Origin of the sequence: Maribacter taeanensis (assembly GCF_047345145.1) — a bacterium.
Lineage (GTDB): Bacteria > Bacteroidota > Bacteroidia > Flavobacteriales > Flavobacteriaceae > Maribacter_C.
On record NZ_JBLFER010000002.1, the window covers coordinates 1,020,235 to 1,044,747 of the forward strand.

The following is a 24,513-nucleotide window of genomic DNA, read 5'->3' on the forward strand; positions in this document are numbered from 1 at the left end:
CTATCATGAAAAAACTAGTCTTTGTTATCTCACTTTTCTCAATAACGCTTATTTCAGCCCAAGACACGTATCTGCAGTGTGGAAATATTGTCGATACTGAATCTGGAAAAGTTTTAAAAGAAAAAACAATTGTTGTTTCAGGGAATAAAATCAAAAGCATCCAAAACGGGTTTGTTAATGGTTCTGATAACGATAAAACAATTGACTTAAAAACGAAAACAGTACTACCCGGATTCATTGATATGCATGTACATATTGAAGGAGAATCTAGTCCAACGAGATATATCGAGCGTTTTACGAAAAACCCAGCTGACGTTGCTTTTCAATCTACTGTTTATGCGGAAAGAACATTGATGGCTGGTTTTACAACTGTGCGTGATTTAGGAGGTTCTGGTGTAAATATTGCTTTGCGAAATGCAATTAACAAAGGAACAATTAAAGGTCCTCGAATTTTTACTGCTGGCAAAACAATAGCTTCCACGGGAGGTCATGGCGACCCCACGAATGGAATGCGTGAAGATTTAAGAGGTAATCCTGGTCCAAAGGAAGGGGTGGTGAATTCCCCTGAAGATGGTAAAAAAGCAGTCCGCCAACGCTATAAAGACGGTTCCGATGTAATTAAAATTACAGCAACTGGCGGTGTGATGAGTGTTGCTAAAAATGGACAAAATCCGCAGTTCACTATTGAGGAGATTAAGGCAATTGTGGCAACTGCAAAAGATTACGGAATGCTTACCGCCGCACATGCCCATGGTGATGAAGGAATGCGCAGAGCAGTCGTAGCTGGAATCAAAACCATAGAACACGGTACTCTAATGGAAGAAGCTACAATGGACCTAATGGTAAAACATAACACCTATTTAGTGCCCACGATTTCTGCGGGAAAAGCAGCTGCAAAGATGGCTGATATTCCTGGCTACTTACCGCCAGTGGTTGCTAAGAAAGCACGTGAAATTGGTCCAGTTAGTCAAGTTACTTTTGGAAAGGCTTACAAGAAAGGAGTTCCCATTGCTTTTGGAACAGATGCAGGCGTTTCTCCGCACGGCGAAAATGGCAAAGAATTCGGCTTCATGCACGAAGCAGGAATGCCAATAATGAAAACGATTCAAGCGGCTACTGTGACAAACGCTGACCTTCTTGGAATGGCTAATGAACTTGGACAACTAAAAGAGGGATTTATTGCTGATATTGTCGCTGTTGATGAAGATCCAACGAAAAATGTGAATACGCTTGAAAAGGTCGTGTTCGTGATGAAGGAAGGTGTTGTTTACAAACAGTAATTAAATATGCTCCCAGACTTTTCGAATAGTGTTACTCTATTTCAAATAGCTCAAAAAGAACAATTGTATGACAAGCTAGTGAGTCAATTGCAAAAGGATTTTGCCTTGGTAAATATTGATATCGATTTATTTTCTGATATCAAGTCCGATGCCTTAAAAACGATTCTTCGCGAAAAAATCTATTATCTGATTTTAGAGAAATTCACAGAATACCTCAATCTACTTTATGTAATTGATGTACCTGAAAAGGCATTCAAAGAAATACATATGACTGATGCCGTTGAGGTAGCTGAACAAGTTACTTTTTTGGTGCTAAAAAGAGAGTTGCAAAAGGTTTGGTTGAAAGCGAAGTATGGCTGATTTTTTAAAAATATACCCTGACAAACGGAGTCCAAGCATTTAAATAGATGCTGTCTTGATTGTCATGTAAAACATTGTAGCGAATACCTACAGTTGCAAAACTTGTAGTATAGCCAGCGCCAATAAAAAGAGCCGGAGACCAATAATCACTTTCAAAAGTACCTCCAATGGTTTGTATGGAAGAGTTGACCCGCAACTGTTCAAATTCAGCTGATAGTTGTATTTGAGGAATTGGGTTTCCTAGAACAATAGCACTTGGGCCGTATGCCCAGAATTTTTGATTGTTGAATTTAAAAAAGTTCACATTAGCTCCAAGACCTGCGGCTACATAATCGTTGAATTGATAAATCGCACTAGGTGCAATAGAACCGTTGAAGCCTCCATTTGAAAAGTTAAAGCCGATACCACCACCAAAACGGACTTTATTCCAAAAGTCACTTTTTTGGGTGGGGTTTTGAGAAAAGCAAGAAAGACTTCCTGCGAAAAGACAAGCTCCAAAAAAGAGCATTTTTAAACCTGAGGGAACAATTTTGTTCATAATATTCGTTTTTTAGTAACTAATACATTCCAAGATACATCCAGAAATGGGAAATATCGTATTTTTGATAAGAATTTCTTCCAAAGAGAGACAAAATTTTTATGGATAAATATTCCTTTTTAAACGCTGCACATACTTCTTTTTTTGCAGAATTATACGATAAGTATTTAACAAGTCCCGATAGTGTTGAGCCTAGTTGGCGTGCTTTTTTTCAAGGTTATGATTTTGGAATGGAAAGTTCTTTAGATGAGCTTGACCTTCCATCGGCAAATGGAGCAGTTGCTATTCCGCAATCACTTCAAAAAGAGTTTCAAGTGGTGAAACTTATTGATGGGTATCGAAGCAGAGGACATTTATTTACTAGAACGAATCCAGTTCGTGAAAGGCGTAAATATGTGCCTACACTTGAAATCGAGAATTTTGGATTAAATGATGCGGATTTGGATACCGTTTTTACTGCGGGAGAAATATTGGGCATTGGCCCAAGTTCGTTGCGTAAAATAATTCAGCATTTGACCAATATCTATTGTGATGCCATTGGTGTTGAGTATATGTATATTCGAAAACCTGAGCGTGTAAAATGGATTCAAAACTGGATTAATGTCAACGATAACCAGCCAAATTACGATAGTGAAAGAAAGAAACATATTCTTAAAAAGTTAAGTCAAGCGGTTTCTTTTGAGAGCTTTTTACACACAAAATATGTGGGTCAAAAGCGTTTTTCTTTGGAGGGGAACGAATCTCTTATTCCGGGCTTAGATGCCATTGTTGAGCGCGCAGCTGAAATGGGTGTTGAGCAATTCGTAATGGGGATGGCGCACAGAGGGCGTTTGAATGTATTGACGAATATTTTTGGCAAAGCAGCGAAGGATATTTTTAGCGAGTTTGATGGTAAAGATTATGAGCAGGAAATCTTTGATGGCGACGTAAAATATCACTTAGGATGGACCTCAGACAGAAAGTCCGATAACGGCAACAAGATTAAAATGAATATCGCACCGAACCCTTCGCATTTGGAGACGGTAGGAGCAGTTGTTGAAGGAATTGCACGAGCAAAGCAAGATTCACAATATGCTGATGATTTCTCTAAAGTACTTCCGATTGTGGTGCATGGAGATGCTGCCATTGCCGGTCAAGGTTTGATTTATGAGCTAGTGCAAATGGCGACCCTCGACGGTTATAAAACCAACGGAACCATTCATATTGTCGTGAATAACCAAATCGGTTTTACTACGAATTATTTAGATGCAAGGTCATCGACCTATTGTACTGATGTAGGTAAGGTTACTTTGAGTCCGGTATTGCATGTAAATGCTGATGATGCAGAGGCTGTTGTTCATGCTTCCCTTTTTGCTTTGGAGTATCGAATGCGTTTCAATAGAGATGTTTTCTTAGATTTATTAGGATACCGTAAATATGGCCATAACGAAGGTGATGAACCTCGTTTTACGCAACCAAAATTATATAAGGCGATTGCTAAACATTCAAATCCTAGGGATATCTATGCGGCAAAATTAATCGCTGAAGGTGTTATTGATGATGGCTATGTGAAGCAACTTGAAAATGAGTATAAAGCTTCGCTGGAAGAAGAATTAGAAGATTCCCGAAAAGAAGACAAAACAATCATTACACCATTTATGGCCGATGAATGGAAAGGCTTCGAAAATGTTCGTGAATGGGAAATGATGGATGCGGTTGATACCAAATTCAATAAGAAAAAACTAACGGCGATTGCAAAAGTTATTACCGAACTACCCGAAGACAAGAAGTTCTTGCGTAAAGTGGAGAAATTAGTAAACGACCGTCGAAAAATGTTCTTCGAAAATGATAAACTTGATTGGGCGATGGGCGAACTTTTGGCCTATGGAAGTTTATTAGAAGAAGGCTATGGAGTTCGAATTTCAGGACAAGATGTAGAACGAGGAACCTTTTCTCACCGTCATGCAGTAATGAAAGTTGAGGAAAGTGAAGAAGAAGTATTGTTGTTAAATCATCTTTCTGATAAGCAGGGGAATTTCCAAATTTATAATTCCCTTTTATCCGAATATGGAGTTGTAGGATTTGATTATGGCTATGCCATGGCCAGTCCGAATACCTTGACCATCTGGGAAGCTCAGTTTGGAGATTTTAGCAATGGTGCTCAAATCATGATTGACCAATACATTTCTGCAGCAGAAGACAAATGGAAATTGCAAAACGGATTGGTAATGTTATTGCCTCATGGCTATGAAGGTCAGGGCGCAGAACATTCATCAGCTCGAATGGAGCGTTACTTACAGCTTTGCGCTAGAGACAATATGTATATTGCTGATTGTACTACTCCAGCGAATATGTTTCATTTGTTAAGAAGACAAATGAAGGTAAACTTTAGAAAGCCTTTGATTGTATTTACTCCGAAAAGTCTGTTGCGTCATCCAAAGGCTGTTTCGACTGTTGACGAATTAACATCAGGCAGTTTTCAAGAAGTAATTGACGACGCTTCGGCCGATGTAAAGAAGGTAAAGACTCTGGCTTTCTGTACAGGTAAATTCTATTATGATTTAATTGCCGCAAGAGAAGAACATAAGAGAGATGATGTTGCCCTAGTTAGGGTTGAACAATTATTTCCTGTACCAGCTGATGAAATGCAAGCGGCAATTAAGAAATACAAAAATGCTGACGATTTGGTTTGGGCACAAGAGGAGCCAAAGAATATGGGTGCATGGAGTCATATGTTGATGCATTTTGAAGGTGCTAGTAAATTTAGAGTGGCATCGCGACGCTTTTATGCTTCGCCAGCTGCAGGTAGTTCTGTGCGATCGAAGAAGCGTCATCAGCAAGTCATTGATTATGTTTTTGACAAGACAAAAAGTAATATGACACTAACAACAAAGAAAAAATAATATAGCTAACGATAGATTATTATGATTTTAGAAATGAAAGTCCCCTCTCCGGGAGAATCAATAACGGAAGTCGAGATAGCAGAATGGCTAGTTGAAGATGGCGATTATGTCGAAAAAGACCAAGCGATTGCCGAAGTTGATTCTGATAAGGCAACTCTTGAACTTCCGGCAGAACAAAGTGGAATTATAACACTGAAAGCTGAAGTGGGTGATGCCGTCGAAGTTGGTGCCGTTGTTTGTCTTATTGATACGGCTGCTGCGAAACCTGAAGGTGGAGAAGCTTCGAAGAAAGAAGAAACAAAGGAGGCGCCTAAGGCTGAGGTTAAGAAGGAAGAAAAGCCGGTTGCCAAAGAAAGTTACGCCACAGGAACCGCTTCGCCAGCTGCTAAGAAAATATTAGATGAAAAGGGTATTCCTGCAAATTCAGTAAAAGGAACGGGTAGAGATGGCAGAATTACGAAAGAAGATGCCGTAAATGCTACACCATCTATGGGAACACCTACAGGTGGGAACAGAGGTGAATCGCGCTCTAAACTTTCAATGCTTCGCAGAAAAGTAGCCGAGCGGTTGGTTTCAGTAAAGAATGAAACCGCAATGTTGACTACCTTCAATGAGGTTGATATGTCCCCGATTTTTGCGCTACGGAAAGAGTATAAAGAAGACTTCAAAGCCAAACACGGTGTTAGCTTAGGCTTTATGAGTTTCTTTACAAAAGCAGTTGTTCGTGCTTTGGAAATATACCCAGCAGTGAATTCAATGATTGACGGTAAAGAAATGCTTTCTTATGATTTCTGTGATATAAGTATTGCAGTTTCAGGACCAAAAGGATTGATGGTTCCTGTAATTCGCAATGCTGAGAATTTAACTTTTAGAGGGGTTGAAGCTGAGGTAAAGCGTTTAGCGATTCGCGCACGTGAAGGCGAAATAACGGTTGATGAAATGACAGGCGGAACATTTACGATTACCAATGGTGGTGTTTTTGGTTCGATGTTGTCTACTCCAATTATTAATCCACCACAAAGTGCTATTCTCGGAATGCACAATATTGTTGAGCGTCCAATTGCAAAAGAGGGTGCTGTTGTAATTGCTCCGATTATGTATGTAGCGCTTTCTTATGACCACAGAATTATTGATGGAAAAGAATCTGTTGGATTCTTAGTAGCAGTTAAAGAAGCTTTGGAAAATCCAGAAGAAATATTAATGGATAATAATGTGAAGAAAGCTTTAGAAATGTAATCAAAATACCGGAAAATAAAAAAGCGTGAAAGGAAACTTTCATGCTTTTTTTTTATTAGCTATATTTTTTTGTTAGTCACACCCCATATCTGATTTAGATGCTGCATCCGCATTTGGAAAGCACTGTCCGGTAGGTAAGCTTTCAGGAACGTAACGATCAAGATTGTTGTCGTGCAAACCGTCTTCAACAAAAGCCACGAGTTGGTCAATTTCTTCTGTGGTTAATCCTAGTGCTGTAAATTGATTCGATAATCGGTTTGAGGGAACATCGCTATTTTCGGCGACAGCTTTGTTTTTATATTCAATAACTTCTTTTACAGAGGTAAAGCTTCCGCCGTGCCCTAAGAATTTAACATCCTTTAGATTATATAAAGTTGGCGTTTTGAACTTGTAGTCATCGTCTGGGTTTTTTGTGAATCCACCTCTTCCTTTTTTCGTTCCTTCATCTACAATTCCATGGATGTCATCTCCAGACAGATCATTCATGCCCAAAGCGTGAAATTCCATTCCGTTTAATCCGGGTCCTGAATGACAAGTATAGCATTTTCCTTTTCCAAAGAACAACAGAGCACCTTTCTTCTCAAGTTCATTCATCGCATCATTTTCGCCATGTAACCACTTTTGAAAAGGAGCTTCAGAGGCTACTACAGTTCGCTCATAAGCTGCAATTGCAAGAGCTCCATAAAGTTTGGTGTATCTTTCGGTTTCTTGAATATTTGGGTAAGCTTCATCAAAAAGCTTCTTATAAGTGGCATTATTCTGAATCATTTCAGGGTCAAACTTTAGGCGATGTACATCTGACCCGGCAATAGCTTGTGTTTCAACACCTTCAAAACCTAAATTGTTGGTTGCTTTCGGAGTTCCAGCAGTCCATTCCGCTTCCGTCCCAGCATTCGTTTTTGTTCCACCAAATTGACCATTCCATAACATAACATCTTGAAACGCAGTATTCAAAATTGTAGGAGACCGAATAGGTTGCACGTCGATTAAAGCTTCGTCATAGTTGCTGTCCATAATTCGGGCTTCTCCAAACAATCCGAAGCCAGAGCCTCCTTCACCAATGCCTTGCTTCATTCCACTTTGAAAACCTGCTTTAGACTGATGACAGCTTGCACAAGAATAGGTGCCCATTCCTTCACTTTGTTTGGGGTCTAAAGCCAATCCAGTTTCGTGAAATAATAATTTGCCTAAATCAATTTTAGCCTGTGTAATTGGATTTTTAGGGTCTTGTGGTATTGAGGCCAATGAATTATCACGTAAAAGCTGAAGCCCCACTGTAGAACTAACACTATTAATTTGGTCTATTAATACCTGGTTTTCTACGTCGATATCAACATATATGTCTGGGTCTTTCGAACACGAAAGTGTAAGAAACAAACCAGATAGCAGCACCGCAGCACGAATTCTATGGTTTTTCATTGTAGGTTAAATTTGGGTCCCAAAGTGAAGAAAATCTAACTTAAAAAGCAATTTTCTTCGCTTAAATCATAAAAAAATCAGATAAGCTAATTATTTGTAAATCAGATAAATGAAATTTTATTTGCGTTGTTTTAGGTAAACAAAACGCTTATTATAATCAATAATTGCCTTTGCTTTTTTAAGAACATCAGCACCTATAATACCATCAACGGGTAATGCTTGGTGTGCAGTAAGCGCCTCGTTAACATGAACTAGGTCGAACAATACAATTTTAAGTTTGTTCTTTTTCCAATTTCCTATTTCAATTTGGTTTTTAGTGGAAATCAAGGTTTCCATGTTTGTGGCCCCGGCCCCCGCTGCCTTAATTTTGGATTCTTTAGAGGTAAGATTGAAGAATTCCAATTTATCAAAACCAATACAAGTATTTGACGCTCCGGTATCTAAAATAAATCGTCCGGTAATACCATTTATTTTAGCGACAATTTCAAAATGATTTGTGGCCGTAAGCACTAAAGGAACTTTTGTGTAGTTTTTTTTTAACAGGAACTTTTTCAAACTTGCCATGTATTCTTTTTCTGCAAAGATAAGTCTATTTTTACGCCATGATCTTGACAGATACCCATACCCATTTATATAGTGAAGCTTTTGATGAAGACCGAGAACAAGTTGTTCAGAATGCTATTGACAAGGGTGTAGAGCGTTTCTTTATTCCTGCAATCGATTCCACGTATACTCAAGCGATGTTTGATTTAAAAGATGCATTTCCTGAACATATGTTTTTGATGATGGGTTTGCATCCAACACATGTGAAAGAGAACTATCTAGACGAGTTGAAACATGTTGAGGAAATGTTAGCTGCAAATAGGTTTTATGCCGTCGGTGAAATCGGAATTGATTTGTATTGGGATAAATCCTTCCTAAAGCAACAGCAGGAAGCATTTCGTTTTCAGATTCGTTTGGCTAAACAATACAAGTTGCCTATAGTCATTCATTGCAGGGAAGCCTTTGATGAAATATTTGAAATTTTAGAAGAAGAGAAAGGAGATGATCTTTTTGGTATTTTCCATTGTTTCACAGGAACATTAGAACAGGCTCATCAAGCCATATCCTATAATATGAAGCTGGGCATTGGTGGAGTAGTAACATTCAAAAATGGAAAAATAGATACTTTCTTAAACCAAATTGATTTGAAATACATCGTTTTGGAAACTGACTCACCCTATCTAGCACCAGTGCCTTTTCGAGGAAAACGCAACGAAAGTTCATACCTTATTAATATACTTGAGAAGCTTCAAATAATTTATGGGAAGAGTGGAGCTGAAATAGCAGCTATAACGACAGCAAATTCCAAAACCGTTTTTGGTATTTAATGAATACATACTTGAATGGAAAAAAAGACAAATATTTTACTAATATATACTGGTGGTACCATAGGGATGGTAAAGGACTATAATTCCGGAGCTCTAAAGGCATTTAATTTTAAAAAGCTGCTTAAGAACATTCCTGAGTTAGCGCAACTTGATTGTCATATCGATTCCATTTCTTTTGATGAACCTATTGACTCTTCAAATATCAATACGTCACATTGGGTAGATATTGCAACCATAATAGAAACGCATTATGAAAGCCACGATGGTTTCGTTGTACTTCATGGAAGTGACACCATGAGTTATTCTGCTTCAGCTTTAAGCTATATGTTAGAGAATTTGCGGAAACCGGTTATTTTCACGGGTTCACAACTTCCTATTGGTGATTTACGTACTGACGCGAAGGAAAATTTAATCACATCTATTCAAATAGCGGCTTTGCAAGAACGAGGAAAGTCCGTAATTCAAGAAGTGGGTCTTTATTTCGAGTACAAACTTTATAGAGCAAACCGGACAACTAAAATCAATGCTGAACATTTTGAAGCTTTTGAATCACTTAATTATCCGCCCCTAGTTGAATCTGGGGTGCATTTAAAAGTTTATAAGGAATACCTCATGCCCAAAACAAGAGCAAGGAAGTTGGTTGTTCATAAAGAGTTAGATAGCAACGTGGCTATTTTGAAACTTTTTCCGGGCTTTAATGAGCTTCTTTTAAAAAGTATTCTTGAAACTGAAAACCTTAAAGCTTTGGTTCTAGAAACTTATGGTGCAGGAAACGCTCCAACAGAAGGTTGGGTAATTGAAAACTTAAAGCTGGCAATAAAAAAAGGTTTGCATATTGTTAACGTGACGCAATGCTCAGGAGGGAGTGTTATTATGGGACAATATGAGACTAGTGAGCAGCTGAAAAAATTACAACTTATTAGTGGTAAAGACATTACAACTGAAGCTGCAATTACCAAACTAATGTATCTTTTGGGGAGTGAGGTTTCTAAGGGGTCTTTTAAAACTGTATTTGAAACTTCTTTACGTGGTGAAATGAATTAAAAATACTTGTTTTAATTTCTGTAACTAATATTTTTTTTGTTATTTGGCGAACCTTAAAGGCTGAACTAGAGAGGTGGCCGAGTGGTCGAAGGCGCACGCCTGGAAAGTGTGTATACACCAAAAGTGTATCGAGGGTTCGAATCCCTTCCTCTCTGCAAATAAGTTTTACTTTTATTATTGCTATTTTTTTTTATCTTTAACCCGATTGATTAACTAACTAAATTTTAAGTTTGAAAGAAATGAAAAGATTATTCTCTATCCTAGCATTGGCTGGGTTGTTTGTATTAAGTACAAATACTGTAAATGCAAAAGCGACTACAGCTAATGTAGTTTCAAATCTAACAACCACAGTAGCAGCTACAGCTGTGATGCTGCAAGATGACGCTCCCGCCGCTGCGGATAGGAGTTTTACGCAGGTTTTAAAAGAAATGTATATCAAGGGTGGAGCTGGTTTCATGAGCTTCGTATTGATTTGTTTGATTTTAGGATTAGCGGTTGCTATTGAAAGAATTATTTACTTGAATTTGGCAACCACAAATACTGCTAAGCTAAGACAATCAGTAGAAGATGCTTTGGCTTCGGGTGGAGTAGAGGCTGCAAAGGAAGTATGTAGAAATACAAAAGGTCCTGTTGCTTCTATTTATTATCAAGGTCTCGATAGAGCTGGAGAAAGTGTAGAGGCTGCTGAAAAAGCGGTTGTTTCTTACGGTGGAGTTCAAATGGGTCAACTAGAGAAGAACGTTTCTTGGTTATCTTTATTTATAGCAATTGCGCCGATGCTTGGTTTCATGGGAACTGTAATTGGTATGATTCAGGCCTTTGAGAAGATTGCTGCGGTAGGTAACTTAAGTGCATCGTTAATTGCAGGTGATATTCAAGTGGCTCTTTTAACTACGGTATTCGGACTTATTACAGCGATTATCCTTCAAATTTTTTACAATTACATTATCGCTAAGATCGATAGTATTGTAAATGATATGGAAGACTCTTCAATCTCTTTGATTGATATGTTGGTAGATCACAAAAAATAATAGTCCAACCTAATACCAAAGTATAATGTATAAAATTGTAAAAATTGGATTAATAGTAATTAGTGTAATAGCTTTTATACTGTTGTTCTTCATGCCAGATAAAGATATGCCGATGGCTGAGGCTATGAATAGTGGAGGAATTAATGCTATGCATTGGTTAGCATATATCTTACTATTTATCGCTGTAGCAACTACGGTAATCTTTGGATTGAAAAATATGATTTCTTCTCCAGGGGGACTTAAAAAATCTTTAATGGGTATTGTTGGTCTTCTTGTGATCCTAGGTATTGCTTACGGGCTTTCAAGCGGAACTGATGTAAGTGTTGAAGATATGATGAGAGTCAATAACATTGAGACTAGCGAGGGCACAATCAAAAGTGTTGGAGCAGGTATCAATATGTTTGGTCTTTTACTGTTAGTAGCAGTTGGCGTTATCGCATGGGGCGCAATTAAAAAAGCAACAGGTAAATAATATAAATTATGGCTAGAAGAGGAGGAGCACCAGAAGTAAGCGCCGGTTCTATGGCAGACATTGCATTCTTGCTACTTATCTTTTTCTTGGTAACTACTACCATTGAAACAGATGCAGGTTTAGATCGTATGTTGCCACCAATTGAACCGCCAGAAACTGACGTTATTATTAAGCAAAAGAATATCTTCCAAGTTAATATCAATAAAAACGGTCAATTATTGGCTGATGATAATTTGATTGAACTTAAAGATTTAAGAGCGTCAGCTATGGAGTTCTTAGATAATAATGGGGATGGTTCTTGTTCGTACTGTAAAGGCAAGAAGAATCCAGAATCATCAGATAACCCATCAAAAGCTATTATCTCGCTTAAAAATGATAGAGAGACGAAGTATAGTACCTATATAACTGTTCAAAATGAGTTAGTAGGTGCTTACAATGAACTTCGAAATAGAGAGGCACAAAGATTATTCAAAAGAACTTTTGTTGACTTGGAAGCTGAGTATTTGAATCCAGAAACAAAAGACAAGATGGATGAAGATGCATTAGAAGAATTGAAAGCTAAAGTGAAGCGGATTCAAGAATTGTTCCCGCAGAAACTATCTGAAGCAGAAACTTCTTCGGCCTCAAGTTAATAACAAAGCTTAAATAGATATATATGTCAAAGTTTGCAAAGAAAAAAGATGGTGAATTGCCTGCGGTTTCAACGGCATCTTTACCAGACATTGTTTTTATGCTTTTGTTCTTTTTTATGACAGTAACTGTTATGAAAGATAGTTCGTTAAAGGTTAAAAATGAATTGCCTGTAGCGAGTGAGATCAAGAAGTTAGAAAAGAAAGACAGAGTAATTACGATTTACGTTGGAAAGCCGAATCGTGAGTTTGAAAAAGTTTTTGGTGGAGAGCCGAAAATTCAATTGAATGATAAGTTTGCTAATCCATCTGAAGTTGGAGATTTTATTTTGATGGAGCGTGCTAAAAAGGCTCAGGAACTCCAAAATGTTCTTACAACTTCTTTAAAGGTCGATAAGGATGCTAATATGGGTATTATTTCAGATATCAAATTAGAATTGAGAAAAGTAAATGCACTGAAAGTAAATTATACTACTGGAAGTGGAGACGCTTTTAATAATATACAATAAGAAAGTTTAGAATTTCAAACTTATAAAAACGCTTCAAACAATATGTTTGAAGCGTTTTTTATTTCGTTAATTTTGTTTTCATGAAGCAGCTGGTTTTATGGCTTTGGATTTTTATTCCTCTAGGATTGTTTTCTCAAACCGATCAGGTTAGTAATACGACTAACTCACGTTATTTTGAAGATCAGTTTTATGCAGGTCTTACTTATAACTTCATTTTAAATCAACCCGAAGGTGTAAACCAACAAAATATCTCTTATGGAATACAAACGGGTTTCATCAAAGATATTCCGATGAACCAAAAACGAACAATGGGCTTTGGAGTTGGAGTAGGTTTAGGACTCTATACGTATTATACAAATATTCGTGCTCTAGATAGTGGAAATGAAATAAGTTACGAGATTGTTGATGGGGTAGAAGATTTCAAAAGGAGTAAGCTTGAAATGCATTTGGTGGAGTTTCCTTTGGAATTTCGTTGGAGAAATTCAGATGCGTCTACCTATAGTTTTTGGCGTATATATGCGGGAGTTAAATTGGGATACGCTTTCAATGCCAGGTCAAAATACGTATTAGAAAATGAAAAAGAATCCTTTAGAAATACCGACATTAAGAGTTTTCAATATGGTCTTACCTTTAATTTTGGATATCATAACTTCAATATACATGCCTACTATTCCTTAACAAGGCTATACAATGATGGTATTACTTTAAGCGGTAATGACATTGAAATAAGCCCTCTTCGTATAGGTCTCGTCTTCTACATCCTTTGACAATACCTTTAGTGTTCAGGTGTTTTTAATAATAACAATTAACAATTATTTAAGAATTGGCATGCTTCTTGGTGCTTATGTATTGCAGTAAATCGTTCATGGTTTCTGTTTTAGATTTGCCCTTAGTCTTGCAATAGAATTTCTCTCCCACTTTTGTAGGCATATTGTTTAACACTTCAAAAATCAAGATATGGCAAGCAGAGAAGAAGCACCTCAGGTTAATGCGGGCTCTATGGCGGACATCGCATTTTTATTACTCATCTTTTTTTTGGTGACTACAACTATTGAAACCGATAAAGGTTTAGATCGTAAGTTACCTCCAAGTATTACTACCCCACCGCCACCAATTCCAGAACGGAATATTCTTCCCATTTTAATCAATGGGCAAGATCAGTTGATGGTAGATAATGAGATTATTGATCTCAAAGATCTAAAGGGTATCACCATAACTTTTTTAGATAATGGCGGCGCATCTCAAGAGTGCGATTATTGTCAAGGACAGCGAGATGTAAAGTCTTCTGACAGTCCGGATAAGGCTATTGTTTCTTTAATGAGTAACCGCGAAACCACTTATGGTTTGTATATAAGTGTACAAAATGAATTAGTGTCGGCGTACAATACCTTGCGCAATCGTGAAGCACAAAGACTTTATAAAACTGATTTTACGGCTTTAGAAGAGCTGTATGGTGATTCTGAGACTTCCTTCGAAACAAAGATCATATTGAAAAATCAGATTCGAAGTATTCAGAAATTGTATCCTATGAAATTATCAGAAGCAGAACGTCAATAAAAATTTAGAGCTATGTCGAAATTTAAATTCAAAAAAAACGAAAAAACCCCCGAAGTATCAACTGCTTCTTTGCCAGATATTGTTTTTATGTTGCTGTTTTTTTTTATGACTGTAACTGTAATGAAAGATGATTCTTTAAAGGTAGTAAACGAACTTCCAAATGCAACTGAGGTTAAAAAGTTGGAGAAGAAGGACCGGATAATTACTATTTATATTGGTAAACCCGCAAAGCCTTTTGATGAAGTTTTAGGTGAACAGCCTAAAATTCAAATAAATGATAGTTTTATTTCCATTTCGGATGTTGGTGCTAAGGTTCTAGAAGCTATAAATAATAAACCAGAGGCTATTCGAGGTTTCGTGACCATCTCATTGAAGGTTGATAAGAAAGCTTCTATGGGGTTAGTTGATGATGTGAAAGAAGAGTTGCGAAAGATCAACGCCTTGAAAATCAATTATACAACCTACGAAGGTGATACTCTTAAAAATTTAGAAGACTAGCTATACTACTCTGAATTGTTATAACCAGAATTTGACTGTTAAGAGTTGTGAAAATATACCTAATAAAAAGCCTACGAGTATTGCGGCCCTGCCATTTGATTGAAGATAAAGGCGAGATGTTGCTACTATTCCAGTTAATAAAATGACTAAGCTTAGGGCTATAGTGATATTGATTTCGAAATGCACACTAAGACATACTAAATACATAAATAAGCTTCCCATCCCCATTAAATGAATGCTGCTTTTAAAATTGAAAAATAGGAGTACTATCGAACCAAGGGTCGCACCAATAAGTCCAACAAAATAAAAGTGTAGTTCTGCAGCGTAATTATTCGGAATTACTTTGTAAATAATCATAAAGAGTAAAGAAATTCCTATGTAAAGCAGATACTTGCGTTCTTGAATATTGGGTGTAAATGCATTGTTGATGACCCCAATATTTTTGAGAATGAGCAATGCGATGATTGGAATAATGACGGTTAAGATAAAAATAGGTAAGATGTTTCCGCTTTGAAATGCTGGGGGGGAATACTTTGGAGTAATAAGAAAATAGGCTAAGGTGCCTGCAATGGGGATCAGTATAGGGTGAAATAAGTAAGTAATTCCTTTTAGAAATAACTTCATTATATCTGCTTTCTCAATCGTGCAACAGGAATATCAAGCTGTTCTCGATATTTGGCAACGGTCCGTCGAGCAATTGGATATCCTTTCTCTTTTAATATAGCCGCTAATTTGTCATCAGTCAAAGGCTTCTTCTTAGATTCCTCTTTAATTACCGTTTCTAAGATCTTTTTGATTTCTCTTGTCGAAACATCTTCTCCTTGGTCATTCTTCATCGATTCTGAGAAAAATACCTTAATCAGTTTCGTGCCATAAGGTGTGTCGACATATTTGCTGTTGGCAACTCGAGAAACGGTTGACACATCCATATCAATTTTGTCGGCAATATCTTTAAGAATCATTGGGCGAAGATTGCGCTCATCTCCTGTTAAAAAATATTCTTTTTGATATTGCATAATGGCATTCATGGTAATGAATAAAGTCTGCTGTCGTTGGCGAATGGCATCAATAAACCATTTAGCCGCGTCAAGCTTTTGCTTAATAAACATGACCGTGTCTTTCTGAGATTTCGACTTTTCCTTAGAATCTTTGTATCCCTTAAGCATATTGTTATACTCTCTAGAAACATGCAACTCAGGAGCATTTCTTCCGTTTAGAGTTAGTTCGAGTTCTCCCTCGACAATTTTTATAGAAAAATCAGGAACAACATGTTCGACTATTCGATTGTTCCCAGAATAGGAGCCTCCCGGTTTGGGATTCAATTTTTCAATTTCAGAAATTCCTTCGCGGAGCTCTTCTTCAGAAATATTGTGTTTTTGGATAAGCTTCTTGTAATGCTTTTTAGTGAATTGTTCAAAAGATTTTTCAAGAATAGCTATAGCCAATTCTATGCTCGGAGTGACTTCTTTTCTTTTTAATTGAATCAATAAACATTCCTCCAAAGAACGAGAAGCTACGCCGGGCGGATCTAACTCTTGAACAATTTGAAGTACCTTTTCAATCGTTTTCTCCTCGGTATAAATATTTTGAGTAAAGGCAAGGTCGTCTAGTATGTCGCCTAATGGTCTTCTGATATAACCGCTTTCATCAACACTACCCACTAAGAATTCCGCTATCGCCCATTCTTCATCGTTTAAATAAGAAGTATTTAATTGGCTAAGCAAATATTGATTGAAAGAAATACCTGCCGCATAGGGAACACTTTTTTCCTCATCATCGGCACTATAATTATTTGCCTTCGTACGATATTCTGGAATTTCATCATCACTCAAATAGTCATCGATATTGATGTCTTCTGTGTTGATGTCTTCAGTACCATCTTCCCTTTCAAAATCGTCTTCGAACTCGTCGTTTAAACTCTCAGCTTCTTCTTTGCCGGCTTCTAAGGCCGGATTCTCTTCCAATTCTTGCTTCAAACGTTGCTCAAAAGCCTGTGTAGGCAATTGTATCAACTTCATCAGCTGAATTTGCTGAGGAGATAGTTTTTGTGATAATTTAAACTGTAAATATTGTTTTAGCATTGGGGTATACTTCTACCTTTCTAAAGTTAATGAAAAAAACAGCATTTTATTTCACTCGACCTACACATAAACGTTGTAAAGCGTTTAAAATTCGGCATTTTGTGGTGTTCTAGGGAAAGGAATCACATCACGAATATTGCCCATACCTGTTGCGAACAAAACCAAGCGTTCAAAACCTAGCCCGAAGCCACTATGTTCTGCAGTTCCAAATTTTCGTAAGTCTAGATACCACCAAAGCTCTTCTTCGGGAATATTTAGAGCAGCCATTTTTTCTTTTAAAACATCTAGTCGCTCTTCTCGCTGCGAACCTCCAACTATTTCTCCAATTCCGGGGAAAAGAATATCCATTGCACGGACTGTTTTTCCATCTTCATTTAAGCGCATATAGAATGCCTTGATTTTTGCGGGATAATCAAAAAGAATAACTGGACATTTGAAATGCTTCTCCACTAAGAAACGTTCATGCTCGCTTTGAAGATCAGCTCCCCATTCATTGATTGGGTACTTAAATTTTTTCTTTTTATTGGGTTTGCTGTTGCGGAGTATTTCGAAGGCTTCGGTGTAAGAAACACGTTTAAATGTGTTACTCGAAACGAATTTCAGCTTCTCTATCAAAGCCATTTCACTACGTTCTGCTTGAGGCTTTGTTTTTTCTTCGTCTAACAAACGCTTCTCTAAAAAGGCAAGGTCATCAGCACAATTTTCCAAAACGTACTTGATGACATTTTGCATAAAATCTTCAGCCAAATCCATGTTATCATCCAGATCGTTGAATGCTACCTCGGGTTCAATCATCCAGAATTCGGCCAAGTGTCTTGAGGTATTTGAGTTTTCAGCTCTAAATGTAGGGCCGAAAGTATATACTTTTCCAAGAGCCATGGCGTAAGCTTCAGCTTCCAACTGTCCGGAAACCGTAAGATTGGTTTCCTTTCCGAAGAAATCCTCCTTATAATTTACTTCACCGTCGTCATTTAAAGGTGGTTTTTTTGCATTCAAAGTTGTTACTCGAAACATTTCACCCGCTCCCTCAGCATCAGAACCAGTCACAATAGGCGCATGGAAATAGTAAAATCCATTTTGTTGAAAATACTGATGAATCGCAAAAGATAAGGCAGAACGAACCCGCATAATTGCGGAAAAAGTATTCGTGCGAACACGCAAATGCGCTTGCTCGCGAAGAAACTCCATCGAGTGTTTCTTCGGCTGAATCGGATACACTTCTGGGTCAGCATCTCCGTGAACGAAAATTTCTTTTACTTGAATTTCAACACTTTGACCTCTACCTTGGCTTTCAACTAGAGTGCCGGTAACTTTTAAGGCGGAACCTGTATTTACTTGTTTTAGAAGTTGTTCATCGAAATTTTCAAAATTAACAACACATTGAATGTTATGAATAGTCGAGCCATCATTGAGAGCAATAAAACGATTGCTTCTAAATGTTTTTACCCATCCGTCTATAACAACTTCTTGCGAAGTAGGATTGGTAGAAAGGAGTTCTTTTACACTTGGTGCTAACATGCTAAAAATTTAAAAATCAAAGATAGCCTTTTGAGAAAAAAGAATGGTTCTAGAAAAGGTATAAAAATTGGGGTTACTCTTCACTTTTCGACGAATTCAACTCCTCTTTTGGAAGAATATCAATTTGCGGTTTTTTAAGTGTCTCTTTGTTCGCGATACTTTTTTCTAAGGATAAAAGGAGAGATGGTAATAGCACCAAATTCGCTAACATCGCAAAAAGTAAAGTTGCAGAAACTAATGCTCCTAAAGCAACCGTACCTCCAAAATTTGAAATTACAAATACTGAAAATCCGAAGAATAGAACAATGGAGGTATAAAACATACTTACCCCGGTTTCCTTCAAAGCAGCATAGACAGATGCTTTTATTTTCCATTTACTAGCCATTAGTTCCTGCCGATATTTTGCTAGAAAGTGAATCGTGTCATCTACTGAAATTCCAAAAGCAATACTAAAAACTAAGATGGTAGAGGGTTTAATAGGAACTCCCGCAAAGCCCATAACCCCCGCGGTAACGACCAAAGGCAGTAAATTGGGAATCAATGAAATTATAATCATTCGGAATGATCGGAAAAGATAGGCCATAAAAAGTGCAATCAATCCGATAGCCAAAGCTAAAGACAAAATTAGATTTTTAACCAAGTATTTTGTCCCTTTTAGAAAGAGCAGGGCACTACCTGTCATATAAACGTTGTAGCGTTCTTGAGGGAAAAGCTTATTAATATTCTCTTGAAGTTTTCCTTCAATTTCTTCCATGCGTTCGGTGGTCACATCTTTCATAAAAGTTGTGATTCGCGCGTTTTGACCTGTGCTATCGACAAAGCTTTTTAAGAGATCTCCGTTATCAGAAGATTTTCGGGCAACATCCATAATGAATGTATTTTCTTGAGAAGTTGGGAGTTGATAGTATTTCGGAATTCCGTTATAGAAAGCCTGTTTTGAATATTTAATTAAATTGACCACCGAAACGGGTCTTGAGAGTTCAGGAATTTCTTCGATAACTTCTCCAAGTTGATCCATTCGTTTTAACGTGGTGGGTTTTAAAACTCCCTTGGGCCTTTTTGTGTCGACAACAATTTCGACCGGCATAATTCCATCGAACTCCTCTTCGAAAAATCGAATGTCTTTGAAAAACTGCTCATTTTTTGGCATGTCCTCAATCGGACTTCCAGAGATGTCAATTTGATAAATCCCTATTATACTTGCAATGAGTAAAAGTATTGAAGTGATATAGATGGCTATTCTTTTTTCTTTAACCATACGCACGGTCCAGTTTACAAAACCATCTACCCATTTTTTATTTAGATGCTTTAAGTGTTTCGTTTTTGGAGGATGTAAAAAGCTATAAACGATTGGAATAATAAGAAGGGATAAAATGAAAATCCCTATTATATTAATAGAGGCCACAATACCAAATTCTTTGAGCAGCTTGCTATCTGTAACTATAAAAGTGGCAAAGCCAGAAGCTGTGGTAACATTGGTCATTAAGGTGGCGTTTCCAATTTTAGAAATTACCCGTTGTAGTGAAAGTGCTTGATTGCCATGTTTTTTTATTTCTTGTTGGTATTTATTGATTAAGAAAATACAGTTCGGAATGCCAATAACAATGATTAGTGGCGGAATCAGTGCGGTTAGAACTGTGATTTCATATTGCAGTAATCCTAAAATACCAAAGGCCCACATCACACCAATGATCACAACACCCATAGAAATAAATGTCGCTCGTACACTTCTAAAGAAAAAGAAAAATAGTAGTGAGGTAACGCCCAATGCGGCTAAAATAAACTTCCCGATTTCATCAATGATGTTTTGGGAGTTCATTGTGCGTATATAGGGCATTCCAGATACACGAACATCCAAATTAGTTTCCTCCTCAAAATCTTCAATAAGACTGTTCAGATCTTTTAGAATAAAGTCTTTACGAACCGAGGTGTTGACAATGTCTTTATCCAGATTAACGACAGTTCGAATAGTCCGAGTTTCTTTATTGAATAGTAAATCTTCATAAAAGGGTAGATCATTAAAAAGATGTTCAGTAATGCTATCTACTTCAGTTTGGTTCTCAAATTTGCCTTGAATTAATGGGCGAAGTTCGAAAGTTTCCTCTTCCTTATTTTTTACTAATTCTTGAAGATTATCTGTAGAAAGTACAAAATCTACTTCAGGAAAAGCGGCTAATTGTTTACTTAGCTTATTCCATCGGTTGAAATTTTCTGAAGTAAATAAGGCGCTATCTTTAATGGCAAATACAATGGCATTGCCCTCTTCGCCAAACTGCTTCAAAAAAGTTTGATACTCTAAATTAACAGGATGATCGTCAGGTAGAAGGTTGGCTTGAGAGCTAGAGAAACGCATGTTTTTCCACTGCATTCCTAAGAAAACGGTAAAAGCCACAACCAGAAGTAGTATCAATATTCTATTTCTAAGAATAATTCTTGCAGTTGCCGCCCAAAAGCCTTGAGGTATTTTCTTTGCCATCGATAATTTTATCGCTGGCAAAGGTAGAAAATGAAGTGCTGTGTTCCTAGAATTGTGAAATCGAATATCGGTACTTGCTAAACCAAATAAAACAAAAAGAGCAACCCTAAATAGAATTGCCCTTTAAATTCTTTAAGAGGATTACAGTTTACACTTTCATGATCTCTACTTCCTTATTATCTAAGAAGGTGTCTATTTTTTTAGTGTAATTATCCGTTAACTCTTGAACATCCGTCTCCGCGTTTTTCTTCAAATCTTCCGAAGCGTCATCTAATGCTCTAATCTCTTTATTCGCATCTTGTCTGGCCGTTCGCACACTTACTTTAGCATCTTCGGCTTCAGCCTTTGCTTGTTTTACCAGATCACGTCTTCGCTCTTCAGTTAAAGGTGGTACGTTAATAATTACCATATCGCCGTTGTTCATAGGATTAAAACCCAAGTTGGCATTCATAATGGCTTTTTCAATTTCTTGAAGCATATTTTTTTCCCAAGGCTGTACAGAAATTGTACGTGCATCGGGTGTATTGACGTTTGCAACCTGAGACAAAGGAGTTTGAGAGCCGTAGTAGTCCACTTTTACGTTAGACAACATAGCTGGACTCGCCTTACCAGCACGAATTTTCATAAACTCTTTTTCGAGATGTACCATTGCGCCGTCCATGCTTTCCCTGGCAGCGTCAAGTATAAAAGTGATTTCTTCGTTCATTTTCTTAAAAGTTTAGTAGTAATCTAGCAGCAATTATGCCAAGCTTATACGTTTACAACAGTTCCAATATTTTGGCCATCAACTATTTTTAATAAATTTCCTTTGGTATTCATATCAAATACAACAATCGGAAGTTCGTTTTCTTGACTTAAAGTAAAGGCAGTTGTATCCATTACTTTCAGTCCTTTCAGCAGTACATCTGCGAAAGAAATCGAATCAAATTTGGTTGCATTTGAATCTTTTTCAGGGTCTGAAGTATAAATTCCATCAACCCGAGTGCCTTTAAGAATTACATCTGCTTCAACTTCAATAGCTCTTAAAACGGCTGCGGAGTCGGTTGTGAAATAGGGGTTTCCGGTTCCACCGCCAAAAATAACCACACGCCCTTTTTCTAAATGTCGCATGGCACGTCTTCTAATAAAAGGTTCTGCAACTTCATTGATTTTGATAGCAGATTGCACTCTAGTCTGAACCTCTATATTTTCTAAGGCACTTTGCAAAGCCAAAGCATTAATAACTGTGGCTAGCATACCCATATGATCACCTTGTACACGATCCATTCCAGTGGCAGCCCCTGCGAGTCCTCTAAATATATTTCCTCCGCCAATAACTATAGCAACTTGAATTCCCTTTTCTACAACTTCTTTAATCTCCTCTGCGTATTCGGCTATTCGAATTGGGTCAATACCATATTGCTTTTCACCCATTAGCGCTTCACCGCTTAATTTTAAAAGAATTCTTTTGTATTGCATTATTTGGATTTTGTTCGCACAAAAATAATCAAAAAAAGTTATGATAGGTGTTTGATTAAGTATGGATAAACCCCTTAATTATTTCCTAATAGTAGCAATAGAGACTGTTCTTTTTTATATTCTTGCAAAGCAATTTTAAAAAAGGATGTTTTGCATCCAAAGAAAAATCATAAAAATGAAGAAAATAGCAATTGTCTTTTTACTCGGAATTACCCTCTACGGATGTGGGTCAACCAAAGCTTTGATTACCGCAGATAAGGCTCCTATACTTGTAGACATTGATTTGGTAAATGTTACAGATGATAAGGTTATGGTAAAGGTTGATCCTGGTGCTTTTGCATCGGAGATGGTTTCTTTTTATATTCCTAAGACGGTGCCCGGAACTTACAGCACTGATAACTATGGTAAGTATATCGAAGGTTTTAAAGCCCTTGATTATGATGGGAAAGAGCTTACGGTTTCAAAGTCAGATGACAATACTTGGAATATCTCGAGCGGAACTAAATTGGATAAAATCAGCTATTGGGTAAACGATACCTACGATAGTGAAGGTGAGCAGGAAGAAGCTGTTTTCTCCCCCTCAGGAACCAACATTTTAGCGGGAGAAAACTTTGTTTTAAATCTTCATGGATTTGTTGGCTATTTTAAGGGATTAAAAGAGATTCCTTATACCGTTCAAATTGATAAGCCAGCAGGATTGTCGGCGACAACATCATTACCTAAAAAAATGATGGAAGATGCTGTAAGTACGAAGGATATCTTTTCTGCAGGACGCTATTTTGAGGTTATCGATAATCCCATTATGTATGCAAAACCGAATAGCGAGACTTTTCAAATCAATGATATTTCGGTTACGCTAAGTGTGTACTCTCCCAATGGAACATATACTGCTGCAAGTCTGAAAGACCGAATGGAAAAGATGATGGGTGCACAGAAAGCTTTCCTTGGCGATATCGATGGCACAAAACAATATTCTATCCTTTTGTATTTGTCTCAGATGGGTAAAACAGATGCTAATGGTTTTGGAGCACTAGAACATCATACATCAACGGTTGTAGTTCTTCCGGAGGTTATGCCTAAGGACAGATTGGAACAAGCTATGGTAGACGTGGTTTCACATGAATTTTTTCATATTGTGACTCCTTTAAATGTGCATTCCAAAGAAGTTCAATATTTCGATTTCAATGACCCAAAAATGTCGCAACACCTTTGGATGTATGAAGGTACTACAGAGTATTTCGCTAATCTTTTTCAGATACAACAAGGATTGATTGATGATGCAGAATTCTATAAGCGAATAATGGGTAAAATCGACAATGCAAAAGGATATAACGATGCCATGTCTTTTACAGAGATGAGTAAAAATGTCTTACAAGAACCTTATAAAACTGAGTATGCGAATGTATATGAGAAGGGTGCTTTAATTAATATGGCTCTTGATATAACGCTGCGTGAATTGAGCAATGGTGAAAAAGGTGTGCTCTGGTTGATGAAAGAGCTTTCTAATAAATATGGAGATCAGACACCTTTTGAAGATGAGAAACTAATTGATGAGATTGTAGCTATGACTTATCCAGAAGTTCGCAGTTTCTTTGACACTCATGTGCTTGGCGATACTCCAATTGACTATAATGCTTATTTCGCCAAAGTCGGACTTGTTTCGGGAACGGTTGAACAGTCGTGTGGACGATTTTTCTTAGATCAAGAAGTTCCATTTATTGATGCTGACCCTTCCAATGACAATGCCATATTTGTTCGAAAAGGGATTGCTTTGAGTAGCTTTTTAACCGATTTAGGAGCGCAAGGCGGTGATATTATCAAAAATATTAATGGTACCCCAATAACTATGGAAGGTATCGGACCGATTATTCAACAGAGTTTTGTATGGCCCGCGGAAGAGAAAATTACCATGGTGGTTCAAAGAGGGGATGAAGAAATTACCTTAAATGGAACTGCCGGTACACCTGTTGTAATGGTTGAAAAAGTGACTACTGTTGAAGGGCTAACCGATGCTCAAACAAAACTTCGAGAAGCTTGGATGAAGGGATAAGAATGACCCATATTTTCAAATAGAATTCAAAGCGCTGCTTATTGTAGCGCTTTTTTTATTTGAAAAACCTACCTTAAAAAGAAAATTAATATTTTTTGTAACCTT

At 37.3% G+C, this 24,513-nt stretch carries 23 protein-coding genes and 1 tRNA gene; 15 read left to right on the forward strand and 9 right to left on the reverse strand.

From position 1 onward, the window contains the following. Window positions 1-5 precede the first annotated feature (5 nt). Both ACKWCD_RS10290 and ACKWCD_RS10295 read left to right on the forward strand, forming a co-directional pair. Window positions 6-1,280, forward strand: a complete 1,275-nt coding sequence (locus ACKWCD_RS10290; RefSeq protein WP_413983860.1) for a metal-dependent hydrolase family protein — start codon at window positions 6-8, stop codon at window positions 1,278-1,280. A gap of 6 nt (window positions 1,281-1,286) precedes the next feature. Continuing rightward, window positions 1,287-1,640, forward strand: a complete 354-nt coding sequence (locus tag ACKWCD_RS10295) for a hypothetical protein (RefSeq protein ID WP_413983861.1) — start codon at window positions 1,287-1,289, stop codon at window positions 1,638-1,640. A 4-nt stretch (window positions 1,641-1,644) separates the two neighbouring features. On the opposite strand, the gene ACKWCD_RS10300 is transcribed toward ACKWCD_RS10295, so the two are convergent. Further along, the gene (locus tag ACKWCD_RS10300; RefSeq protein ID WP_413983862.1) at window positions 1,645-2,178 is read right to left on the reverse strand and encodes an alpha-ketoglutarate decarboxylase; all 534 of its coding nucleotides are present in this window, start codon (window positions 2,176-2,178) and stop codon (window positions 1,645-1,647) included. Between the two features lie 101 nt (window positions 2,179-2,279). Between ACKWCD_RS10300 and ACKWCD_RS10305 the strand changes: the two genes are divergently transcribed. Then, a complete protein-coding gene (locus ACKWCD_RS10305) occupies window positions 2,280-5,060 on the forward strand; it encodes a 2-oxoglutarate dehydrogenase E1 component (RefSeq protein WP_413983863.1) in 2,781 nt (926 codons plus the stop codon). Window positions 5,061-5,081: 21 nt separating this feature from the next. Next, the gene (odhB, locus tag ACKWCD_RS10310) at window positions 5,082-6,296 is read left to right on the forward strand and encodes a 2-oxoglutarate dehydrogenase complex dihydrolipoyllysine-residue succinyltransferase (protein ID WP_413983864.1); all 1,215 of its coding nucleotides are present in this window, start codon (window positions 5,082-5,084) and stop codon (window positions 6,294-6,296) included. A 72-nt stretch (window positions 6,297-6,368) separates the two neighbouring features. Here odhB and ACKWCD_RS10315 read toward each other — a convergent pair whose 3' ends face one another. Next, window positions 6,369-7,715, reverse strand: coding sequence for a cytochrome-c peroxidase (locus ACKWCD_RS10315; protein WP_413983865.1), 1,347 nt, complete (start codon window positions 7,713-7,715; stop codon window positions 6,369-6,371). 117 nt (window positions 7,716-7,832) lie between these two features. Continuing rightward, window positions 7,833-8,279 carry a retropepsin-like aspartic protease family protein gene (locus ACKWCD_RS10320; RefSeq protein ID WP_413983866.1) on the reverse strand — a complete coding sequence of 149 codons (447 nt, stop codon included), beginning with the start codon at window positions 8,277-8,279 and terminating at the stop codon, window positions 7,833-7,835. 38 nt (window positions 8,280-8,317) lie between these two features. Between ACKWCD_RS10320 and ACKWCD_RS10325 the strand changes: the two genes are divergently transcribed. The 10 genes from ACKWCD_RS10325 to ACKWCD_RS10370 all read left to right on the forward strand — a co-directional run bounded on the left by ACKWCD_RS10325 (window position 8,318) and on the right by ACKWCD_RS10370 (window position 14,825). Then, a complete protein-coding gene (locus ACKWCD_RS10325; RefSeq protein ID WP_413983867.1) occupies window positions 8,318-9,085 on the forward strand; it encodes a TatD family hydrolase in 768 nt (255 codons plus the stop codon). Between the two features lie 15 nt (window positions 9,086-9,100). Beyond that, entirely contained in the window at window positions 9,101-10,129 is a 1,029-nt protein-coding gene (locus ACKWCD_RS10330; protein ID WP_413983868.1) for an asparaginase, read from the forward strand. A gap of 67 nt (window positions 10,130-10,196) precedes the next feature. Next, a tRNA-Ser gene (locus tag ACKWCD_RS10335) sits at window positions 10,197-10,284 on the forward strand. A gap of 84 nt (window positions 10,285-10,368) precedes the next feature. Next, complete coding sequence (locus ACKWCD_RS10340; RefSeq protein ID WP_413983869.1) at window positions 10,369-11,160, forward strand: MotA/TolQ/ExbB proton channel family protein; 792 nt, start codon at window positions 10,369-10,371, stop codon at window positions 11,158-11,160. A 91-nt stretch (window positions 11,161-11,251) separates the two neighbouring features. Further along, window positions 11,252-11,632: a hypothetical protein gene (locus ACKWCD_RS10345; protein ID WP_413983870.1), complete on the forward strand. Its 381-nt coding sequence runs from the start codon at window positions 11,252-11,254 to the stop codon at window positions 11,630-11,632. Between the two features lie 8 nt (window positions 11,633-11,640). Further along, the gene (locus ACKWCD_RS10350) at window positions 11,641-12,264 is read left to right on the forward strand and encodes an ExbD/TolR family protein (RefSeq protein WP_413983871.1); all 624 of its coding nucleotides are present in this window, start codon (window positions 11,641-11,643) and stop codon (window positions 12,262-12,264) included. Window positions 12,265-12,287: 23 nt separating this feature from the next. Beyond that, window positions 12,288-12,770: an ExbD/TolR family protein gene (locus ACKWCD_RS10355; RefSeq protein ID WP_413983872.1), complete on the forward strand. Its 483-nt coding sequence runs from the start codon at window positions 12,288-12,290 to the stop codon at window positions 12,768-12,770. Between the two features lie 80 nt (window positions 12,771-12,850). Beyond that, the gene (locus ACKWCD_RS10360; protein WP_413983873.1) at window positions 12,851-13,537 is read left to right on the forward strand and encodes a porin family protein; all 687 of its coding nucleotides are present in this window, start codon (window positions 12,851-12,853) and stop codon (window positions 13,535-13,537) included. Between the two features lie 190 nt (window positions 13,538-13,727). Further along, window positions 13,728-14,327, forward strand: a complete 600-nt coding sequence (locus ACKWCD_RS10365) for an ExbD/TolR family protein (RefSeq protein ID WP_413983874.1) — start codon at window positions 13,728-13,730, stop codon at window positions 14,325-14,327. A 12-nt stretch (window positions 14,328-14,339) separates the two neighbouring features. After that, window positions 14,340-14,825 carry an ExbD/TolR family protein gene (locus ACKWCD_RS10370; protein ID WP_413983875.1) on the forward strand — a complete coding sequence of 162 codons (486 nt, stop codon included), beginning with the start codon at window positions 14,340-14,342 and terminating at the stop codon, window positions 14,823-14,825. Between the two features lie 18 nt (window positions 14,826-14,843). Here ACKWCD_RS10370 and ACKWCD_RS10375 read toward each other — a convergent pair whose 3' ends face one another. From ACKWCD_RS10375 to pyrH, 6 genes are all read right to left on the reverse strand, one after another. Next, window positions 14,844-15,449, reverse strand: coding sequence for a hypothetical protein (locus ACKWCD_RS10375; RefSeq protein ID WP_413983876.1), 606 nt, complete (start codon window positions 15,447-15,449; stop codon window positions 14,844-14,846). Next, window positions 15,449-16,906, reverse strand: a complete 1,458-nt coding sequence (rpoN, locus tag ACKWCD_RS10380) for an RNA polymerase factor sigma-54 (RefSeq protein ID WP_413983877.1) — start codon at window positions 16,904-16,906, stop codon at window positions 15,449-15,451. Before rpoN ends, ACKWCD_RS10375 begins: the two co-directional genes overlap by 1 nt. A gap of 84 nt (window positions 16,907-16,990) precedes the next feature. Beyond that, window positions 16,991-18,424 (reverse strand): asparagine--tRNA ligase, encoded by a 1,434-nt coding sequence (gene asnS, locus ACKWCD_RS10385; RefSeq protein ID WP_413983878.1) that lies wholly within the window; start codon window positions 18,422-18,424, stop codon window positions 16,991-16,993. A gap of 73 nt (window positions 18,425-18,497) precedes the next feature. After that, window positions 18,498-20,900: an efflux RND transporter permease subunit gene (locus ACKWCD_RS10390; RefSeq protein WP_413983879.1), complete on the reverse strand. Its 2,403-nt coding sequence runs from the start codon at window positions 20,898-20,900 to the stop codon at window positions 18,498-18,500. Between the two features lie 148 nt (window positions 20,901-21,048). Next, complete coding sequence (gene frr, locus ACKWCD_RS10395) at window positions 21,049-21,606, reverse strand: ribosome recycling factor (RefSeq protein WP_413983880.1); 558 nt, start codon at window positions 21,604-21,606, stop codon at window positions 21,049-21,051. Between the two features lie 44 nt (window positions 21,607-21,650). Further along, complete coding sequence (gene pyrH, locus ACKWCD_RS10400) at window positions 21,651-22,358, reverse strand: UMP kinase (protein ID WP_413983881.1); 708 nt, start codon at window positions 22,356-22,358, stop codon at window positions 21,651-21,653. A 175-nt stretch (window positions 22,359-22,533) separates the two neighbouring features. Here pyrH and ACKWCD_RS10405 point away from each other — a divergent pair, with 175 nt between their 5' ends. After that, window positions 22,534-24,408: a M61 family metallopeptidase gene (locus ACKWCD_RS10405; protein WP_413983882.1), complete on the forward strand. Its 1,875-nt coding sequence runs from the start codon at window positions 22,534-22,536 to the stop codon at window positions 24,406-24,408. Window positions 24,409-24,513 lie beyond the last annotated feature (105 nt).

What these genes read in the sequence shown, in the direction of transcription:
- ACKWCD_RS10290 (WP_413983860.1), top strand. Translation starts at nt 6, where the DNA reads ATGAAAAAACTAGTCTTTGTTATCTCACTTTTCTCAATAACGCTTATT.
- ACKWCD_RS10295 (WP_413983861.1), top strand. Translation starts at nt 1,287, where the DNA reads ATGCTCCCAGACTTTTCGAATAGTGTTACTCTATTTCAAATAGCTCAA.
- ACKWCD_RS10300 (WP_413983862.1), bottom strand. Translation starts at nt 2,178, where the DNA reads ATGAACAAAATTGTTCCCTCAGGTTTAAAAATGCTCTTTTTTGGAGCT.
- ACKWCD_RS10305 (WP_413983863.1), top strand. Translation starts at nt 2,280, where the DNA reads ATGGATAAATATTCCTTTTTAAACGCTGCACATACTTCTTTTTTTGCA.
- odhB (WP_413983864.1), top strand. Translation starts at nt 5,082, where the DNA reads ATGATTTTAGAAATGAAAGTCCCCTCTCCGGGAGAATCAATAACGGAA.
- ACKWCD_RS10315 (WP_413983865.1), bottom strand. Translation starts at nt 7,715, where the DNA reads ATGAAAAACCATAGAATTCGTGCTGCGGTGCTGCTATCTGGTTTGTTT.
- ACKWCD_RS10320 (WP_413983866.1), bottom strand. Translation starts at nt 8,279, where the DNA reads ATGGCAAGTTTGAAAAAGTTCCTGTTAAAAAAAAACTACACAAAAGTT.
- ACKWCD_RS10325 (WP_413983867.1), top strand. Translation starts at nt 8,318, where the DNA reads ATGATCTTGACAGATACCCATACCCATTTATATAGTGAAGCTTTTGAT.
- ACKWCD_RS10330 (WP_413983868.1), top strand. Translation starts at nt 9,101, where the DNA reads ATGGAAAAAAAGACAAATATTTTACTAATATATACTGGTGGTACCATA.
- ACKWCD_RS10340 (WP_413983869.1), top strand. Translation starts at nt 10,369, where the DNA reads ATGAAAAGATTATTCTCTATCCTAGCATTGGCTGGGTTGTTTGTATTA.
- ACKWCD_RS10345 (WP_413983870.1), top strand. Translation starts at nt 11,252, where the DNA reads ATGCCAGATAAAGATATGCCGATGGCTGAGGCTATGAATAGTGGAGGA.
- ACKWCD_RS10350 (WP_413983871.1), top strand. Translation starts at nt 11,641, where the DNA reads ATGGCTAGAAGAGGAGGAGCACCAGAAGTAAGCGCCGGTTCTATGGCA.
- ACKWCD_RS10355 (WP_413983872.1), top strand. Translation starts at nt 12,288, where the DNA reads ATGTCAAAGTTTGCAAAGAAAAAAGATGGTGAATTGCCTGCGGTTTCA.
- ACKWCD_RS10360 (WP_413983873.1), top strand. Translation starts at nt 12,851, where the DNA reads ATGAAGCAGCTGGTTTTATGGCTTTGGATTTTTATTCCTCTAGGATTG.
- ACKWCD_RS10365 (WP_413983874.1), top strand. Translation starts at nt 13,728, where the DNA reads ATGGCAAGCAGAGAAGAAGCACCTCAGGTTAATGCGGGCTCTATGGCG.
- ACKWCD_RS10370 (WP_413983875.1), top strand. Translation starts at nt 14,340, where the DNA reads ATGTCGAAATTTAAATTCAAAAAAAACGAAAAAACCCCCGAAGTATCA.
- ACKWCD_RS10375 (WP_413983876.1), bottom strand. Translation starts at nt 15,449, where the DNA reads ATGAAGTTATTTCTAAAAGGAATTACTTACTTATTTCACCCTATACTG.
- rpoN (WP_413983877.1), bottom strand. Translation starts at nt 16,906, where the DNA reads ATGCTAAAACAATATTTACAGTTTAAATTATCACAAAAACTATCTCCT.
- asnS (WP_413983878.1), bottom strand. Translation starts at nt 18,424, where the DNA reads ATGTTAGCACCAAGTGTAAAAGAACTCCTTTCTACCAATCCTACTTCG.
- ACKWCD_RS10390 (WP_413983879.1), bottom strand. Translation starts at nt 20,900, where the DNA reads ATGGCAAAGAAAATACCTCAAGGCTTTTGGGCGGCAACTGCAAGAATT.
- frr (WP_413983880.1), bottom strand. Translation starts at nt 21,606, where the DNA reads ATGAACGAAGAAATCACTTTTATACTTGACGCTGCCAGGGAAAGCATG.
- pyrH (WP_413983881.1), bottom strand. Translation starts at nt 22,358, where the DNA reads ATGCAATACAAAAGAATTCTTTTAAAATTAAGCGGTGAAGCGCTAATG.
- ACKWCD_RS10405 (WP_413983882.1), top strand. Translation starts at nt 22,534, where the DNA reads ATGAAGAAAATAGCAATTGTCTTTTTACTCGGAATTACCCTCTACGGA.